This is a genomic window from Aminobacter sp. AP02, from assembly GCF_003148805.1.
Taxonomy (GTDB): Bacteria; Pseudomonadota; Alphaproteobacteria; order Rhizobiales; family Rhizobiaceae; genus Aminobacter.
This window is the reverse complement of sequence record NZ_QGGX01000024.1, coordinates 48,683-65,637: the sequence shown is the minus strand read 5'-3', so window position 1 is coordinate 65,637 and position 16,955 is coordinate 48,683. Positions and strand designations below refer to the sequence as shown.

Sequence of the window (16,955 nt, the reverse complement as noted above, 5' to 3'; positions counted from 1 at the left end):
TCAGCCTGCCAGCCGTGGCGCGCTGATCAGCCCGGCCAATGCCGGAGAGCTCGGCGACCAATGCCGCAAGCTACACCACTTAGCGGGACACGATCCTAGCCAATATGAAAGCCGCCCTTCGCAAAGTGCGAAAGGTCGATCCAAAATGGAAACCCACGCCTCAACTTTATGAGACAGTGGAAGGCCAGATTGCGGCGAATAGTGCGATTGCCTTGCAGGCTCAGTTCCGGGTCTTTGAGCTTCGAGGTACGCCTGTCGGCCCTGGACCATTTGCCCGTGAATGGATTCCTGCACCGGTAACCAATCGAAGGTTAGCAAGAGGCGAGCAAAACGAAGTCAACAGGATTGGTAGGTTGTTTGGATGCCACCGTTGCGGGACTAAGATTCCAGGCACGTTTAGCCAAAATTTCATTGGCGACCATCAGTGGCCTCGTGCGTTGGGAGTTCCAATCCGGATTTATCCCCACTGTTGGAGCTGTAGCAATACGCAGGGTGGGTTGGTTAACTGGTTGAAGTATCGGAGCGAGAGATGACTATCTTGGATCGGCGCATCGCGCCGGAATATGCTAGCTTCTACATAGCAGGATCAAGAAGGGTCGAGGTGCCAATAGGTGGTGAGCCCAGGACAGTCCGCGCCTCAAGGGACTGTATCAACATGGGCTGCCTCAATGGGCAGGATGGAGATACATTGGTCTTCTTGGGATGGGCGACCGAACTCGCTAAATCCGAAAAGCCGATGTACGATGGGGTCTTGAATACACGTAGCGGAATTGTGCTGGTTTTCGACGCCAACATGCCGGAAATCTTGAGTATGACAGTGTCCACAACGGAAACGCGTGTTCGAATTTGGGCAAATCGCTTGCTTGAGCCAGACAATATCCAAATAGGGCTGGGGTAGCCCTTCAGAAGATCCGGTTGGCTTCTTCATCGGATTATGCGGTGTCGGATCGCGTGGGGAATCGTGGATCGCGCTCCGCTGCGCGTCATCGAAGCATCGGAGTGCAAGATGACACTTCATAGACGAACAGTTGCGTGTGAGTACTCAAGTTTCTATGTGGCAGGCTCACGGGATGTAAATATCCCGATCGGCGGTGAACTGCGCGGCATTAGGTCATCCGCCGAATGCATCAATGTGTCGTGCCTGATCTTCCAGAGTGGCGACGTTAATGTTTCCCTTGCGGATGCGGGGGAAGCCCATAGCCTAGCTGAGCCGGTATTTGATGGCATGTTGGCAACGCCTGAAGGCGTCGTCCTACTGTTTGACGCCAACATGCCTGAGATATGCAGCATGAAAGTTCCGGGTCGGCAGACACGCGTGCGCGTCTGGACCAATCATCCGACCGAGCCGGATGAGATAGAGATTGTTGTCGGCTAGCTGGACGCGCCAGCGCAGTCCTGGAGCCTCTGGAACGCAAAAACGCCGCCGAGTTTCCTCGACGGCGTTTCTCATTCAGTCGAAGCTCAGAGCTTCAGTTCGACGGCTGCGGCTCCATGCCGCCTTCGGGCTCGGAGCCCTTCTTCTTGCCGCGGGTCGAGCCGGCCTTGGGCACCGCCGAGCCGCGCGAGGGCGGGGTGTCGTCACCCATGTCGCGGGCGGGCTTGTTGCCGGCGATCAGCTGCTTGATCTCGTCGCCCGACAGCGTCTCGTATTCGAGCAGTCCTTCGGCAAGCGCGATCCAGTCCTTCTTCTTCTTGGTCAGGATCGTCTTTGCGGTCGAATAGGCGTCGTCGATCAGGCGGCGTACCTCGGCGTCGATGATCTGGGCCGTCTCTTCCGACACATTCTGGGTGCGCGCCACCGAATGGCCAAGGAACACCTCTTCCTGGTTTTCGCCATAAGCGACATGGCCAAGCTTGTCGGAGAAGCCCCAGCGCGTCACCATGGCGCGCGCCAGCTTGGTCGCCTGCTCGATGTCGGAGGACGCACCCGAGGTGATGTTTTCCTTGCCGAACTTGAATTCCTCGGCGACGCGGCCACCCATCATGATCGCCAGACGGGAGATCATGTACTTGTAGCTCATCGAGTAGCGGTCGCCTTCGGGCAGCTGCATGACCATACCGAGCGCGCGGCCGCGCGGAATGATGGTCGCCTTGTGCAGCGGATCGGCGGCAGGCACGTTGAGCGCCAGGATGGCGTGACCGGATTCGTGATAGGCAGTCAGTTCCTTCTCGGCCTGGGTCATGGCTGAGGAGCGGCGCTCGGCGCCCATCATGATCTTGTCCTTGGCGTCCTCGAATTCCTGCATGGTGACGAGGCGCTTGTTGCGGCGCGCCGCCATCAGGGCGGATTCGTTGACGAGGTTCATCAGGTCGGCACCGGAGAAGCCCGGCGTGCCGCGTGCGATGGTCTTGAGGTCGACATTGGGCGCCAGCGGGACGTTGCGGACATGGACCTTGAGGATCTTCTCGCGGCCGACGATGTCGGGGTTCGGCACCACGACCTGGCGGTCGAAGCGGCCCGGACGCAGCAGCGCGGGATCGAGAACGTCGGGACGGTTGGTCGCGGCGATCAGGATGATCGACTCGTTGGCCTCGAAGCCGTCCATCTCGACCAGCAACTGGTTCAGCGTCTGCTCGCGTTCGTCGTTACCGCCGCCGAGACCAGCGCCACGATGGCGGCCCACGGCGTCGATTTCGTCGATGAAGATGATGCAGGGCGCGTTCTTCTTGGCCTGCTCGAACATATCGCGGACGCGGCTCGCGCCGACGCCGACGAACATTTCGACGAAGTCCGAACCAGAGATGGTGAAGAAAGGCACGTTGGCTTCACCGGCGACGGAGCGGGCGAGCAACGTCTTGCCGGTGCCGGGAGGGCCCACGAGAAGCACGCCGCGCGGGATCTTGCCGCCCAGGCGCTGGAACTTCTGCGGGTCGCGCAGGAACTCGACGATTTCCTCGAGGTCTTCCTTGGCCTCATCGACGCCGGCGACATCACCAAAGGTGACGCGGCCATGCGCTTCGGTCAGAAGCTTGGCCTTGGACTTGCCAAAACCCATCGCTCGGCCCGAGCCGGACTGCATCTGGCGCATGAAGAAGATCCACACGCCCAGGATCAGGATCATCGGCAGCCACGACAGCAGCACCGAGAAGATTGAGCCGGAACCGTCATTTTCAGGACGGGCGTTGATGGTGACGTTCTTCTGCTCAAGCCGCGAAACCAGCGTCGGGTCGCCTGGCGAGTAGGTCTGGAAGCCGGTCGAATTGTCGATATAGGTGCCGCTGATGCGGTCACCGGCAATCGTCACCGTCTTGACGCGGCCGGAATTCAGATCCTGAAGGAACTGCGAATAGGCCACTTCGCTCGACGCACCGCGAGTCTGCGGGGTCTGGAACAGATTGAACAGGGCGATGAGCAGAACGGCTATGATCGCCCACAGCGCGAAGTTGCGATAGTTCGGATTCATCGAGTATCCCGTTGTCGTTCGTGGAGAACGCGCGTGGTGAGAGTAAGCTTGCCCCTAACATAGGCACCAGCCCCCACATTGCCAAGCGCGTCCCTAAGTCTGGGTTAAGGTCAAACACCAATGTGACTATGGCATGGCGAGACTGGGATCGCGTCCGCCCCGATCAACTTTTGGAGAGCCTTTGCGGGGGCGAGGTCGAAGGCCGGCAGGAAGCGCGCCCAAGGGGCGGCGACCGCGACTGCATTTGTTAGAAGTGCCAAGCCGACAAATGTTTCTTGCCGCCAAAGTGCTGGCTCGGCCGCAAGTGCAGTTCTGACAAGACTTTGCGGCGCATTTGCTTCCAATGACATGGACTTCGCGGCAGCATCGGCCAGCGGTGCCACGGTCAATTCTTCCGTTTCTTCGGGTGACGAAAACCGGTAGCGGCCGTCCCAGATGCCAGCTTCCAGTGACATTGCCTGCGGCAATCCGCGTCCCTCGCGCAGCACAAAAATGCCGGTGCTACGCGCATCGACAAGCGCACGCGACAATGTGGCGCGGGCAGGTTTTTCCTGCGCCGACCTGTTGGCGAGCTTCGCCAACAGGGTCTGCAACCGCGCCTCGTCGGGCAAATGTGCCATGCCCCCCGCGACCGAGATCAGCATGCGCAGCGCGTAGACCGTCGCATCGGTATCGGCCACATGGACAAAAGCCGGATCGAGCCGGAGCAGGCCGGGTGCTGCACGGCTCCCGTACTCGGCGATCAGCGTTGCCGCGCGCAGACCCAGTTCAATTCTCGCGATGCCCGCCTGACGTGCTTGGCTCAATGCAGCCGCGATGCGCTGGTCGCCATTGCCGCTCAGCGACAGCCGCATGCGCGGCCGCTCATAGGCTTCGTTGGTGTTGGTCGGGTCGTCGAGCCAGCCCGTGCCGCGTAGCCGAAGCATTTCGCGCAGTCTTTCGCGGCGCTGGCCGAGAAGGGGACGGGCGATCCACATGTCGCCGCAAAACAAGGTTGCCGGCGCCATGCCAGCACTGCCGCGGCCTGTCCCGCGCGCGCCACGCATAAGCACGGTTTCGGCCTGGTCGTCGGCGGTGTGACCGGTAACGACCATGGTAGCACCTGCATCGCGGGCAGCCTTGGCCAGCAGATCGTAGCGCGCATCTCGCGCGGCAGCCGCAATACCAGTCGCGGGCTTGTCGCCCGCCCAAAGCATCGTCCGGTGATCAATGCCATGATTTGCGCAGAGCTGAGCCACCTGCCCGGCCTCGACGCCCGAACCGGGCCGCAGCGCGTGGTCGACGGTCACCGCCAAAAGGCGGCTTGATGGCGCGTGCTGCTCGAAATGGGATTTGAGAAGAAGGAGAAGGGCTGTCGAGTCGCTGCCGCCTGAAACCGCTGCCACGACCGTCTTGTGCGAGGCGAAGTCGAACTCGGAAAAGTCTTGAAAAAATTCGGCGTCGATCGGCTGCGTCAGCACGCGGCGAGAGCCCGTTCCTGCTTGACCCGCTCCTTGACCGCTCCCGAGGCGTCTGGGTAACGCTTGCCGATCTCGGTGAAGGTGGCGCAAGCGACGTCGCGCTGCTTGAGGCCGACCAGCGAAACGCCAAGCTTGAGCATCATTTCGGGTGCTTTCTTGGACTTCGGGTATGCCTTGCTGGCGGCGAGGAAGATTTCGGCCGCGTCGCGATACTTCTTTTGTCCCAGCAGCGACTCGCCGAGCCAGAAGCGGGCGTCAGCCGTCTTGGGGTCGGCCGGGAAACGCTGGATGTGATCGCGGAACCCCTGTTCGGCGGTGGTGTAGTCGCCGGAAAGCACGAACTGGTAGGAGTTGCGGTAAAGCTCATCCGGGTCGTTGGTGTCAGGCAGTGCGGCAACAGCGGTCCCATTGGCCTTGGGCTGCGCGGTGGCGGGTGCCTTCGGCTGTGCCGGCGCAGCGGCTTGCGGGCTGGCTGATTGTGACACCACGTTGCCATTGGCATCGACCGTGATGGTGCCGAAAGTCGCTGGCGGTTCGCCGGTGCCACCGGCAACCGCACCGGGTTCGCCGGTGCCCGATTCGACAATCACGTCTTCGACACTTTGTCCGCTGGCTGTGGGCGCGGTCGCCCGGGCAGTTTGTGTCTCGCCGGGTTGAGGCGCCGTGGGCGCCTCAACAATCGAGCTGTTGGTCTTGCCGGAAGCGTCGGACTTCTTCTGTCCGCCACCTTCGATTTCCTGGAATCGGAATTCGTTGTCTTCCTGCATCTTCCGCATCTGTTCCTGCATCTGCAGGATCTGGAAGTTCAGCTCTTCGATGCTGCCATTGAGCTTGCGGATCTGCTCTTCGAGCGCGGTGACGCGCGGATCACCCGCCTGGGCGAGCTGGATCGCGCCTTCATTGCTTTGGGTCTTGCTGCCGAACACGCCCGGCAGGCCGAATTTGGGAAGATCGATGCCAATGCCGTCGCGCGCGTGCGCTGCGGCTCCGGATAAAAGAAAGATGGCAAGCGTGCCACTCAGGATTGATCGAAAATGCATTAGCCTCTCGCCGTGGAAGAGAATTGGTTGCTTTGCGCCGATGCGCTGTCGTCATTTATCAGGACGCGAGACTTCGGCCAAATTTTGTTTCGGCCATCCAGATAAGCAAAAGGCGGCCCGAAGACCGCCTTTCCTTCAACTGTGTGGCTTTTAGGCCCCGCTTAGCTGCCGGCGCCGGAGAGCGTCGTGACAGCGCGACGGTTCTGCGACCAGCAGGAGATGTCGTCGCAAACGGCGACCGGACGTTCCTTGCCGTAGGAGATCGTCTTGAGGCGCTTGGCCGAAACGCCCTGCGAGATCAGGTAGTCGCGGGCGGCTGCCGCACGACGCGCGCCGAGTGCGAGGTTGTATTCGCGGGTGCCGCGCTCGTCGGCGTGGCCTTCGACAACGACGGCATACTGGCTGTACTTGTTGAGCCACTGGGCCTGACGGGCAAGGATGCCCTGTGCATCTGCACGAACCGACGAGGAGTCGGTGTCGAAGAAGATGCGGTCGCCGACATTGACGGTGAAGTCCTGCGACGAACCAGGCGTAGCCGCGCCGGCGCCACCGAGGCCGAGATCGGCCGCGCTGTTAGGGGATTTCTTCGAGGCGCAGCCGGCAATCGCCAGCGAGGCGACAAGGGCCACGACCACGGGGTTGGTTGCAAATTTTGCGATACGGCGCATCCCGCCTCTCCTTCGCATTTGAGTCATTTGGTTGAACATCCAGTAACCACGTTGCGGTTAACCGGCATTCAAGAAACATGGTTAAAATTTCGTTGCCGCTCGCCCTTCGCGTCCCCGCTACGGCTGCCGTCCAACATGCACATCGCCGCGCACCGTAGGACGAAATGCGGCGGAAAGGCGGCGCGATTGGGCAAATGCCGCCGTTCGGCCCATTGGTCGCGCCTGTCTTGGAAAGGTTAATAGTCATCGTTGCAAAAACGCCGCGCGTCTGTTTCGACGCGCGGCGTTCCAGCAACTTGTAATCGCGTACCCGAAAAGACCGATCCGGGTTTTCGGGCTCAAAGGTTAATCGAGCAGCGGCGACCAGGCAGGGTCCGAAGCGAAGCCCTGGGTCGGGATCGCTTGCTCGTTGCGGCCGGTGAGGTCCACCGAATAGAGCTTGGGACCGCCACCGCCGGGCGCATCGCGGAAGAACATGACGACGCGGCCGTTGGGCGCCCAGGTCGGGCCTTCCTGCTGGAAACCTGTCGACAGGATGCGCTCGCCCGAACCGTCGGTCTTCATGACGCCGATCTGGAACTGGCCGCCCGACTGCTTGGTGAAGGCGATCAGGTCGCCGCGCGGCGACCACACTGGCGTCGAATAGCTGCCGCCGCCGAAGGACACGCGGGTCTGCCCCGAGCCATCCGCGCCCATGACATAGATCTGCGGCTGGCCGCCACGGTCGGAGGTGAAGACGACCTTTGACCCGTCGGGCGAATAGGACGGCGAGGTATCGATGGCGCTGGAATTGGTCAAGCGCGTGGTCGTGCGGCTGCGCAGGTCCATCGAGAAGATGTTGGAATTGCCGTCGTCGCGCAGCAGGCTCATGATCACCTTCTGGCCATCAGGTGAAAAGCGCGGCGCAAAGGTCATGCCGGGGAAGTTGCCGACGAGTTCGCGCTGGCCGGTCTCGATCTGCAGGAGATAGACCTGCGGCTGCCCGCTCTCGTAGGACATGTAGGTGATTTCCTGACGCGTCGGCGAAAAGCGCGGCGTCATGGCCATCGCGCGGCCGTCGGAAAGGTAGCGCACGTTGGCGCCATCCTGGTCCATGATGGCGAGCCGCTTCTTGCGCGCGGTCTTGGCCCCCGTTTCGTCGATGAACACGACGCGGGTGTCAAAGTAACCCTTCTCGCCGGTCAATCGCTCATAGATGGCGTCGGCGATAATGTGGGCGATGCGGCGCGAATTTGCCTTGTTGGCGAAGAACTGCTCGCCGGCGAGCTGCTGGCCGGCAAAGGTGTCCCACAGCCGGAACTCGGCCTTGAGCCTGCCGTCGGCTTCCTGGCTGACGCGCCCGGTCACCAGCGCCTGTGCATTGATGACCTTCCAGTCCTCGAAGCGCGGCGCGACATCGGGGTTGGAGATCTTTTCGATGAAGGCTGCCTTGTCGATCGGTGCGAACAGGCCCGAGCGCTTCAGATCGGCGGCGACGATGCCGGCGATCTCGGCGCCGATGCCATCGCCCGACAGGAAGTCGGTAATGGCGATCGGCAGCGGCTCGACATTGCCCTTATTGACGTCGATCTCGACCAGCGCGCGTGCGGGCAAGGTAGCAAACGCGGTCATGCCGCTCGCCATGGCGCTGATCAAAAGGATCGCTCTGATTACATGCTTCATAAGAAAGGCCTCTTTGTTCCGGATGAGCGGGGGCGCTCAGAACATCTCGCTCGGGTCGAAATTGACGATGACATCCGCCCAGGTTTCGTATTTCTCGGCGGGCAGATTGTAGGGTGCGCATTGCAGGACCGCGCGCCGCGCCGACTCAGCCGCCGCGCGTTCGATGCCGGCCGACCCGCCGCCGGAGACGATCTCCGGCCGGCCTTCGATCTCGCCGGTCTGGGTCAGCTTGAACTTGATGGAAACCTTGAGCGCGCCGCCGTCCATGGCTCCTGCCGGCACGTTCCAGCAGCGCTGGACCTGACCGCGCAGTGCGTCCATTTCGCTCTGGCTCAGCTTCGAGCCGCCCGTGTCCTTCTTGCCGCCCAGTGCCGCCTGTTCGGTCGAGCGCTTGGCGCCGCCGCCCGAGGGCTTCTGCTTGTTGAGCAGGGCTGCGACCTCGTCGGCGTTGAATTCCTTCTCTTCCGACTTCGGCTTGGAAGAAGCTTGCTGGGTCTGCTTGTCGTCCTGCTTGCGGTCAGGCGTCTTGGCCGTCTGCGCCTGGGGAGGCTGCGGCTTTGCCTCGGGCGAGGGCGCGTTTTCGGGCAGCTTGACGGCTTCGGCCTCGGCCTGGTCGGAGACGATTGTCTCGGCGACAGGATCGGGCTTGACCTCCTGCTTGGGTTGCGGCTGCGGCGTCACCTCGGTTGCCGGAACCGGCACAGGCTTGGGCTCGGCCTGCTTTGCCGGCTCAGGCTTGGGCTGCTCGACCGGAGTCGGTTTTGGCTTGGGCGAGGGCGGAGGTGCTGCCGCGACGTCCACTTCCTTTTGCGTCGGCTCGGGCGTCGGCGGCTTGTCGCTGTCGATCTTGTTGTCGCCAACATTCTGGGCGTCGGGCACGATGTCAGGCCGGCTCGTCGGCTTCGGTGCCGGTTTTTCATTGGCCGGTGCCTTTTTGTCGCCTTTCTGGATCTGGGTGATCGATTCGACCGGCACGATGTCGACCGGGAACGCCTCGACATCGGCGACTTCGAGGGCGCTCGGCGCCGACAGCGTGAACATGCCGAAGCCCAGCACCGCTGCATGCAGAACCACAGATGTTGTAAGGCCGGCCTTCATCTTCATTTTGGGACTACTGGTCCTGTTCCTGAAGCGTGACGAGGCCGATCTTGTTGTAGCCGGCGGCCTGGATACGGGCCATGACCTTCATCACAGTGCCATAGTCGGCGGTCTTGTCGCCGCGCACATAGATGCGTTCCTCATAGCCTGCCTTGGCGATCGCACCGAGCTTGGCCACGACTTCGTCGATCGGAATCTCGGTTTCCTGGATGTGGATCTGGCCAGCCTGATTGATGGAGATGGTGATCGGCTGGGTTTCCGAGTTCAGCGCCTTGGCCGCGGTCTCGGGCAGGTCGATCGGCACGCCCACCGTCATCAGCGGTGCGGCCACCATGAAGATGATGAGCAGCACCAGCATGACGTCGACGAACGGCGTGACGTTGATTTCCGACATCAGGCCGTGATGACGGCCGCGCCGCCGGTGGCCGCGCCCGCCGCGGCCAGAACCGCCCGCGCTAACTGACATACCCATGGTCTACTCCTCAGGCCCGCTGCGCGACTTTTTCATCGATTTGGCGCGAGAGTATGGCGGAGAACTCGTCGGCGAAGCCTTCCATACGCAGGGCAATCTTGCCGGCGTCGGATGACAGCTTGTTATAGGCGATGACCGCCGGGATAGCGGCGAGCAGGCCGATTGCTGTTGCCAGAAGTGCTTCGGCGATACCCGGTGCGACGACGGCAAGGTTGGTCGACTTCGAGCCGGCGATGGCCTGGAACGAGGTCATGATGCCGACCACGGTGCCGAACAGGCCGATGAAGGGGGCTGCCGAACCGATGGTGGCCAGGAATCCGAGGCGGCCTTCCAGCCGTTCCATCTCGCGCGTCAGCGCCAGGTCCATCGCCTTGTCGATGCGGGTCTGCAGGCCGAGCGGCGACTTGGCGCCCTTTTCGAAGCTCTTCTTCCATTCCTTCATGGCAGCGACGAAGATCGCGCTCATGCCGGTGGTCTTGCGGTCGGAAAGGTTGCGATAGAGCTCTTCCAGAGACTGACCCGACCAGAAAATCTGCTCGAAGCGGCTGAGGGCCGCGCGCATGCGGTTGTAGGCAACCAGCTTGTCGACGATGATCGCCCAGGTCCACACCGAAGCGCCGAGCAGGCCCAGCATCACGAGCTTGACCACCCAGCCAGCCTGCCAGAACAGCGCCCAAATCGACAATTCCGCGCCGGTATGGGCGAGAGGTAGGTTTTCCATCTTGTAACAGTCCTTAAGATTTCCGGGCCCGGCTTGTGGCTAGCCCTTGCGCATCATCCCATCGTGGTCCGTTCGCGCGAAGCTTCCGGAAGTGCCCCAAAATGCGCCTTTTCGGCCTTTTCGGGGCGAAATTTGGTGAAAGGAAGGCCGCTCGGAATCCTTACGACTTTCACTTGTCCTTTAATGGACCGTTATGGTTAAGGATGGGTTAGGAAGTGCGGCGCCGCGAGGTGACTCATCATCACTGCAAAGCGGTGCTTGATCCGATACCGGTACCTGGGCGCCGCTTTTCCGAGACGCGTGAAACCGTCAGCAGGCTTTGTCTGTCAGCGCCACACAAACTTGTGATCGGCGGGCACCTGTTAGGCAGCTGTCTTGCGTCAAACCTGCGAAGCCGCGGGCATGAAGGCGTCGATCCAGTCCTTGGGAAAACGCCTGGGGCGACCGTTCTCGCCGATGATCGCGGCTTCCACGCGCGCCTCGACCAGCACGTCTTCGCCGCGCTTGAGCTGCTGTGCCATGGTGATGCGGGCACCCGAAATCTCGACCGTGCGGGTCTCGATGGTCAGCACGTCGTCGATCTTGGCCGAGCCGCGGAAATCGATCTCCATGCGCCTGACGACCCAGACGATCTTTTCGCCATGCTTGCCGTCAGCGAGTTCGGTGTGGTGGACGCCCGCCAGCCTGAGGAAATCGGAGCGGCCGCGCTCGAAGAACTCGAGATAGCGCGCATGGTAGACGACGCCGGAAAAGTCGGTGTCGGCATAATAGACCCGTGCCATGAGGCGGTGGCCGAAAGGCGTCAATCCGCCGGCAAGGCCAGCAGCCAGCACGTCGAGTTCACCCTGATCGGCCATGGGGCTTTCCTTTTTCCGGGCTTTTGGGCACCAGTCTTGTCTGCAGCGAACCGGATGGCAGCAATAATGGCGATGATCAAGACCTGTCTTTTGGCGTTGCTGATGCTGGTCGTGCCGGTTGCATCAGTCGGTGCGGCCACCTTTTCAATGAAGCGCGGCATCAATCTCGACATCTGGGAGACCTGGCCCGGCGAGGACAAATGGGGCATCCCAGATGTGATCCTGCCCTTTCCCGAGTGGCGCAAGCGGCTCGGCGAAAGCGACCTCAGGGCGCTCAAGGCCGATGGTTTCGACGTCGTGCGCATCCCCGTGGATCCCTCGGTGTTTTTGTCCGGCAAGACAGTGACGTTGCGCGAGCAGTTGCTGGAAAGCGTTCTCCAGTCCGCCCGGCTCGTCAACGCTGCCGGGCTCAAGGCGGTTGTCGACCTCCATCTCATTTCGGCTGGCGGCAACGGCCAGATCGGCATGGCCGAGGTGATGGACGATCCGGCAAATTTCGACCGTTATGTCGATCTGGTTCGCCAGATGGCGCTCCGCCTGTCGAAGGAAGATCCGACCTTGCTGGCCTTCGAACTGATGAACGAGCCGGTCGTCGATTGCGAGCCGGACGCGCCAAAACTCTGGCCCGAGCGGCTCAGGCGGCTTCACGCCGCCGCACGCGCTTCGGCGACGCGGCTGACGCTTATCCTGTCAGGGAGCTGTTGGGGCAGCGCCGTTGGTCTCGCCGCGCTCGACCCGAAGGCCATCCCCGACGACAATGTCATCTGGACCTTTCATTCCTACCAGCCTTTCCTTCTCACCCACCAGGGCGCGACCTGGGCCGGCGATTTCATTCCCTATGTCACCGGGCTGCCCTATCCCCTCTATGCCGTGCCGCGCGCGGAACTCGACGCAGCCCTCGACAAGGTGAGGGCCAGGATCAGGGCCGAAGCGCCTATGCTGCGCCGCACCGGCATGCTCGCCTATCTAGATGAGCAGGTGACACTCATCGACACCAGGGAAAAACTCGAAACCACGCTCGACGCGCCGTTCCAGCAGGTCGCGGCCTGGGCGAAAAAGCACGGTATCGCGCCTGAAAACATCTATCTCGGCGAGTTCGGCATGATCCGGCAGGAGTACAACAATCCCCATGTCATTCCCGGCGCCTGGCGTGCGGCCTACGTCCAGGACATGATCGGCCGCGCCGAGGCGCATGGCTTTGCCTGGTCGATCTGGGGTTATGGCGGCGCCTTCGGCATCGTCGACGAATTCGAGGGTCGCAAGGCGGAAGCGGATGTTCTGGAGGTTGTGAGAGGGTTGGAATAATAACTGGCAATCTCAATCATTGATTGTAGGAATATTTTCATGTACCATTGCCGTTGTTTGGCGATGGGACAAGCATGACGAACACAAACGATGAACAGGCCGTACTGAGGAAGTTCCGCACGAGGCATGTCGGCGTCGATCTCGATGTCAAACTGCTGCGGCTTCGGCTAAAGGCAGGCTTCAATCCTGGCCAGCCCCGTGTGCCGGCCGGTGAGCCAGACGGCGGACAGTGGACGGATGGCGATGCAGATGCCGGTCGCTCGCGACCGAACCGCAATCCGACAGGGCTTGGGGCATCACCGAGCGCGATGCCCGGCCGGGACTCTGCGGCTAGGCCATCAGGCAAACCGAGCGCCGGCCAGGCGCGAGTTGCAACACATGTCGGACAAGCAAACAGCCCGCGAAGCCCGCACGTGCGACATACCGTAACCCTGAACGGCGGGAGGCGATTCGTATTCCAAACTGAGGGAGCTACCCAAACCGTACTGGATGGCGCGGGCAAACCGGTCAGCAAGACCTTGTGGACTTCTCAGGGGCCGATGTCCCTGCCGATGATCCAGCGCGTAAATGCGCCAGTTGCCCGCCAGGCATTAGAGGCGGGGCGACAGCTCTACAATCATTTGTCGATTGGCAATACGCGCGACCAGCGGGCATGTCTTGCTTTTACGGCGAAGGAATTTCGGCCAAACGGGTCGATACTGCCTAGTCTCAGCTTCGTAGGCATGCTTTCGCGCGTCGAGACCGAGGCGGTCTGTACCAAGCTGGAACTCGTTCAGCGGCTTTCGAATGAATCGATGGAGGAAGCGAAACTCGCCGGGCCATATTCCAGTGCGGCAGTGTTTGGCACCGCAATACATACGCGATTGCGAGCGAAGATCCTTCAACTCGAAGATACGACTTTGAAAGCAGAGGTATCACTTCTTAAGAAGGTTGAGGAAGCCCCGCGGGATTTCACAGCAGTCCGGGTCGACGTGCTTGAGGATCGCGAGTTTGGACCGATCTGCGTCTACGATCTCAAGACCGGACGCAGAGGGCTCAGCAGCGCGCGAACAATTGAGTTTGCGACGCGCCTGCTTGGTTATGGACGCCCCATCATCGTCATCGAGTTAAGGCCCTACGAATGAGTTCGGCACAGCTGATCAAGAAACATCTCGCACCATTGTTCGCGCGCCATACGGATTTGGTGGCTGCGGGAAGGTGGATCGTCATGAAGCCAATCCGGCATGTCATGCGCGGTATCGTGCTCACCACTTGGAACAAGGGTGAGTACTTTCTGCCTCAATGGGCCGTAACCCATTTCTGCGAACCGGTCGGGCATTTTCCTCTAAACTGGGGCGATCGCCTTTATCGCGACAGCCCGGGGCTGTGGCTGTGGGATGACCCAGACATGCCAGAGTATTTCATGAGCAGGTTCGAGCGGGTAGTACTTCCCGTCTTTCGCAGCGTCGAAACACTAGACGACTTGGTCGCCTATTTGGCTACCAAACCGATTCCTAACCGTAATTTCGAAATCGACGAGTTGCGCGGCGTTTCGCTACATGCAGCACGCGGCGATCTCAACACCGCGCGTGCCAAGCTTGACGATCTCAGGCATGGCCGTTCGTTGTGGTGCATGCCTGGTTTCGCCGAGGCGGAAGTCGCCTCTGTGGTGGAGCCGCTCGGGCCGCTGCTCGACAAGGGCGACCGGGCGGGCATCGCCCAGCAGCTTGCCGCTTGGGAAGCGATGCGGATCGCCAAGCTCCCGAAGGGCTTTGCGCGGATCTGGGAACCTACGCCGTTTCCGGTAGAGGCAGGAACCTGATCGTTCGTAAATAACGTGAGGCCCTACGAATGACCGCTTCGAATCTGATCAAACGTCATCTGGCACCAGTCCACCCTGATATCGAGGTTGTCGGCCGCTGGCTTGTCATGAAGCCGATCAGGCATGTGCTTCGCGGCATCGTCATACTGAGCCGTGATCACGATTCCTATTTCGTTCCTCAGTGGGCCGTAACGCATTTTTGCGAACCTGTCGGCAACTTCCCGCTCAACTGGGGCGACCGCCTCTATCACGATAGTCCGAGCCTCTGCTGTGGGATGACCCGGATATGCCGGAGTACTTCATCTCCAAGCTCGAAAGTGTGGTGCTGCCGGTTTTTCACAGCATCCAGACGCTGGACGATCTGGTCGCCTATGTCGAAACCAGGCCGATCCCCTATCGCCATTTCGAAATCGACGAGTTGCGCGGGGTGTCGCTGCATGCCGCTCGCGGCGACCTCGAAACCGCGCGCGCCAAGCTTGATGATCTCAGGCATGGCCGTTCGTTGTGGTGCATACCCAGTTTCGCCGAGGCGGAAGTCGCCTCTGTGGTCGAGCCGCTCGGGCCGCTGCTCGACAAGGGCGACCGGGCGGGCATCGCCCAGCAGCTTGCCGCTTGGGAAGCGATGCGGATCGCCAAGCTCCCGAAGGGCTTTGCGCGGATCTGGGAACCTACGCCGTTTCCGGTAGAGGCAGAGCCTGAACGTTCGCAATTACCATGAGGCCCTACGAATGACCGCCTCGCAGCTGATTAAACGTCACATCGGACCGCTTTTGAACCGCCACTCGGATATCGAGGTTGTCGGCCGCTGGCTTGTCATGAAGCCGATCAGGCATGTGCTTCGCGGCATCGTCATACTGAGCCGTGATCACGATTCCTATTTCGTCCCTCAGTGGGCCGTAACGCATTTTTGCGAACCTGTCGGCAACTTCCCGCTCAACTGGGGCGACCGCCTCTATCACGATAGTCCGAGCCTCTGGCTGTGGGATGACCCGGATATGCCGGAGTACTTCATCTCCAGGCTCGAAAGTGTGGTGCTGCCGGTTTTTCACAGCATCCAGACGCTGGACGATCTGGGGCCTATGTCGAAACCAGGCCGATCCCCTATCGCCATTTCGAAATCGACGAGCTGCGCGGGGTGTCGCTGCATGCCGCTCGCGGCGACCTCGAAACCGCGCGCGCCAAGCTTGATGATCTCAGGCATGGCCGTTCCTTGTGGTGCATACCCGGTTTCGCCGAGGCGGAAGTCGCCTCTGTGGTCGAGCCGCTCGGGCCGCTGCTCGACAAGGGCGACCGAGCGGGCATCGCCCGCCAACTCGCGTCATGGGAAGCGATGCGGATCGCCAAGCTACCGAAGGGCTTTGCCCGTATCTGGGAGCCTACGCCTTTTCCGGTAGAACAAGGGCCCTGATTTCGTCTTCGCTCAGTCCTCTTCCTGGAACAGATTGATCTGCTGCACGGCGAGATCACGCGGGATTTCGAGGCCGAGATGTTTCCAGGCGTTGGCCGTCAGCACGCGGCCGCGCGGGGTGCGCTGGATGAAGCCCTGCTGGATCAGATAGGGCTCGATGATGTCTTCGATGGCGTCGCGCGGCTCGGACAGGCCGGCGGCGATGGTCTCGATGCCGACCGGGCCGCCGCCGAAATTCATGGCAATCATCGAGAGGTAGCGCCTGTCGAGCGAATCGAGCCCCAGCGCGTCGACCTCGAGCCGCGATAGCGCCTCGTCGGCGATGCGGCGGTCGACGGGTCCGGAGCCGGCCACGGACGCGAAGTCGCGGACGCGGCGCAACAGGCGCCCGGCGATGCGCGGCGTGCCGCGGGCGCGGCGCGCGATCTCAATGGCGCCGTCGTCGGCGAGCGGCATGCCGAGAATGCGGGCGCCGCGGCGCACGATCAGCTCCAGCTCCTCCACCGTGTAGAAATTGAGACGTGTCGGGATGCCGAAGCGGTCGCGCAGCGGGTTGGTCAAAAGGCCTAGCCGGGTGGTCGCGGCCACAAGCGTGAACTTGGCGAGGTCGATCTTGACCGAGCGCGCCGCCGGGCCTTCGCCGATGATCAGGTCGAGCTGGTAATCTTCCATCGCCGGATAGAGGATCTCCTCGACCGCCGGATTGAGCCGGTGGATCTCGTCGATGAACAGCACGTCGCGTTCTTCGAGGTTGGTGAGCAAAGCGGCGAGATCGCCCGCCTTGGCGATGACCGGACCGGACGTCGAGCGGAAGTTGACGCCGAGCTCACGCGCCATGATCTGGGCGAGCGTGGTCTTGCCGAGCCCGGGCGGGCCAACGAACAGCACGTGGTCCAGCGCTTCGCCGCGCCCTTTGGCCGCTTCGATGAATATCTTGAGGTTGGCGCGCGCCGCCGCCTGGCCGACGAAATCGTCGAGGGTCTGCGGACGCAGGCTGTTGTCGGCGTCTTCGCCGCGCTTGTCGGGGGAAATGAGACGGGTGGGCGTATTCATGCGCTC

Annotated in this window: 16 protein-coding genes; 6 read left to right on the top strand and 10 right to left on the bottom strand. The window is 61.7% G+C overall.

All coding sequences use genetic code 11. The annotated features are described in order from the left end of the window. The first annotated feature begins 1,006 nt into the window (after window positions 1–1,006). Window positions 1,007–1,375, top strand: coding sequence for a hypothetical protein (locus tag C8K44_RS23655; protein WP_146203996.1), 369 nt, complete (start codon window positions 1,007–1,009; stop codon window positions 1,373–1,375). Between the two features lie 94 nt (window positions 1,376–1,469). Here C8K44_RS23655 and ftsH read toward each other — a convergent pair whose 3' ends face one another. The 9 genes from ftsH to ybgC all read right to left on the bottom strand — a co-directional run bounded on the left by ftsH (window position 1,470) and on the right by ybgC (window position 11,382). Beyond that, window positions 1,470–3,404 carry an ATP-dependent zinc metalloprotease FtsH gene (gene ftsH / locus C8K44_RS23650; RefSeq protein ID WP_109578222.1) on the bottom strand — a complete coding sequence of 645 codons (1,935 nt, stop codon included), beginning with the start codon at window positions 3,402–3,404 and terminating at the stop codon, window positions 1,470–1,472. Between the two features lie 110 nt (window positions 3,405–3,514). Then, window positions 3,515–4,864 carry a tRNA lysidine(34) synthetase TilS gene (tilS, locus tag C8K44_RS23645; RefSeq protein ID WP_245417603.1) on the bottom strand — a complete coding sequence of 450 codons (1,350 nt, stop codon included), beginning with the start codon at window positions 4,862–4,864 and terminating at the stop codon, window positions 3,515–3,517. Beyond that, window positions 4,858–5,904 (bottom strand): tol-pal system protein YbgF, encoded by a 1,047-nt coding sequence (gene ybgF / locus C8K44_RS23640; protein ID WP_109578221.1) that lies wholly within the window; start codon window positions 5,902–5,904, stop codon window positions 4,858–4,860. Before ybgF ends, tilS begins: the two co-directional genes overlap by 7 nt. A gap of 161 nt (window positions 5,905–6,065) precedes the next feature. Further along, window positions 6,066–6,572 carry a peptidoglycan-associated lipoprotein Pal gene (gene pal / locus C8K44_RS23635; RefSeq protein ID WP_109578220.1) on the bottom strand — a complete coding sequence of 169 codons (507 nt, stop codon included), beginning with the start codon at window positions 6,570–6,572 and terminating at the stop codon, window positions 6,066–6,068. A 345-nt stretch (window positions 6,573–6,917) separates the two neighbouring features. Then, window positions 6,918–8,195 carry a Tol-Pal system beta propeller repeat protein TolB gene (tolB, locus tag C8K44_RS23630; RefSeq protein ID WP_245417605.1) on the bottom strand — a complete coding sequence of 426 codons (1,278 nt, stop codon included), beginning with the start codon at window positions 8,193–8,195 and terminating at the stop codon, window positions 6,918–6,920. Between the two features lie 75 nt (window positions 8,196–8,270). Continuing rightward, window positions 8,271–9,332, bottom strand: coding sequence for a hypothetical protein (locus C8K44_RS23625; protein WP_109578218.1), 1,062 nt, complete (start codon window positions 9,330–9,332; stop codon window positions 8,271–8,273). Window positions 9,333–9,345: 13 nt separating this feature from the next. Next, window positions 9,346–9,804, bottom strand: a complete 459-nt coding sequence (gene tolR, locus C8K44_RS23620) for a protein TolR (protein WP_199227189.1) — start codon at window positions 9,802–9,804, stop codon at window positions 9,346–9,348. 10 nt (window positions 9,805–9,814) lie between these two features. Then, window positions 9,815–10,525, bottom strand: a complete 711-nt coding sequence (gene tolQ, locus C8K44_RS23615) for a protein TolQ (RefSeq protein WP_109578216.1) — start codon at window positions 10,523–10,525, stop codon at window positions 9,815–9,817. Window positions 10,526–10,905: 380 nt separating this feature from the next. Continuing rightward, the gene (gene ybgC / locus C8K44_RS23610) at window positions 10,906–11,382 is read right to left on the bottom strand and encodes a tol-pal system-associated acyl-CoA thioesterase (protein WP_109578215.1); all 477 of its coding nucleotides are present in this window, start codon (window positions 11,380–11,382) and stop codon (window positions 10,906–10,908) included. A 54-nt stretch (window positions 11,383–11,436) separates the two neighbouring features. On the opposite strand from ybgC, the gene C8K44_RS23605 reads away from it, so the two are divergent. The 5 genes from C8K44_RS23605 to C8K44_RS27360 all read left to right on the top strand — a co-directional run bounded on the left by C8K44_RS23605 (window position 11,437) and on the right by C8K44_RS27360 (window position 15,896). Next, window positions 11,437–12,687, top strand: a complete 1,251-nt coding sequence (locus C8K44_RS23605; RefSeq protein WP_109578214.1) for a cellulase family glycosylhydrolase — start codon at window positions 11,437–11,439, stop codon at window positions 12,685–12,687. Between the two features lie 74 nt (window positions 12,688–12,761). Then, window positions 12,762–13,811: a hypothetical protein gene (locus C8K44_RS27365; protein WP_146203995.1), complete on the top strand. Its 1,050-nt coding sequence runs from the start codon at window positions 12,762–12,764 to the stop codon at window positions 13,809–13,811. Next, a complete protein-coding gene (locus tag C8K44_RS23595; protein WP_109578212.1) occupies window positions 13,808–14,488 on the top strand; it encodes a hypothetical protein in 681 nt (226 codons plus the stop codon). The genes C8K44_RS27365 and C8K44_RS23595 overlap by 4 nt, the downstream gene beginning before the upstream one ends. A gap of 286 nt (window positions 14,489–14,774) precedes the next feature. Continuing rightward, window positions 14,775–15,206, top strand: a complete 432-nt coding sequence (locus C8K44_RS23585; protein WP_109578210.1) for a hypothetical protein — start codon at window positions 14,775–14,777, stop codon at window positions 15,204–15,206. 417 nt (window positions 15,207–15,623) lie between these two features. After that, window positions 15,624–15,896: a hypothetical protein gene (locus C8K44_RS27360; RefSeq protein WP_146203994.1), complete on the top strand. Its 273-nt coding sequence runs from the start codon at window positions 15,624–15,626 to the stop codon at window positions 15,894–15,896. Window positions 15,897–15,908: 12 nt separating this feature from the next. Here the strand turns inward: C8K44_RS27360 and ruvB are convergent, their stop codons facing one another. Next, window positions 15,909–16,949: a Holliday junction branch migration DNA helicase RuvB gene (gene ruvB, locus C8K44_RS23570; RefSeq protein ID WP_109578207.1), complete on the bottom strand. Its 1,041-nt coding sequence runs from the start codon at window positions 16,947–16,949 to the stop codon at window positions 15,909–15,911. Between the last annotated feature and the right edge of the window lie 6 nt (window positions 16,950–16,955).

Coding starts and splice junctions, on each gene's coding strand:
- C8K44_RS23655 (WP_146203996.1), top strand. CDS start 1,007: ATGACACTTCATAGACGAACAGTTGCGTGTGAGTACTCAAGTTTCTAT.
- ftsH (WP_109578222.1), bottom strand. CDS start 3,404: ATGAATCCGAACTATCGCAACTTCGCGCTGTGGGCGATCATAGCCGTT.
- ybgF (WP_109578221.1), bottom strand. CDS start 5,904: ATGCATTTTCGATCAATCCTGAGTGGCACGCTTGCCATCTTTCTTTTA.
- pal (WP_109578220.1), bottom strand. CDS start 6,572: ATGCGCCGTATCGCAAAATTTGCAACCAACCCCGTGGTCGTGGCCCTT.
- tolB (WP_245417605.1), bottom strand. CDS start 8,195: ATGGCGAGCGGCATGACCGCGTTTGCTACCTTGCCCGCACGCGCGCTG.
- C8K44_RS23625 (WP_109578218.1), bottom strand. CDS start 9,332: ATGAAGGCCGGCCTTACAACATCTGTGGTTCTGCATGCAGCGGTGCTG.
- tolR (WP_199227189.1), bottom strand. CDS start 9,804: ATGGGTATGTCAGTTAGCGCGGGCGGTTCTGGCCGCGGCGGGCGCGGC.
- tolQ (WP_109578216.1), bottom strand. CDS start 10,525: ATGGAAAACCTACCTCTCGCCCATACCGGCGCGGAATTGTCGATTTGG.
- ybgC (WP_109578215.1), bottom strand. CDS start 11,382: ATGGCCGATCAGGGTGAACTCGACGTGCTGGCTGCTGGCCTTGCCGGC.
- C8K44_RS23605 (WP_109578214.1), top strand. CDS start 11,437: ATGGCAGCAATAATGGCGATGATCAAGACCTGTCTTTTGGCGTTGCTG.
- C8K44_RS27365 (WP_146203995.1), top strand. CDS start 12,762: ATGACGAACACAAACGATGAACAGGCCGTACTGAGGAAGTTCCGCACG.
- C8K44_RS23595 (WP_109578212.1), top strand. CDS start 13,808: ATGAGTTCGGCACAGCTGATCAAGAAACATCTCGCACCATTGTTCGCG.
- C8K44_RS23585 (WP_109578210.1), top strand. CDS start 14,775: ATGCCGGAGTACTTCATCTCCAAGCTCGAAAGTGTGGTGCTGCCGGTT.
- ruvB (WP_109578207.1), bottom strand. CDS start 16,949: ATGAATACGCCCACCCGTCTCATTTCCCCCGACAAGCGCGGCGAAGAC.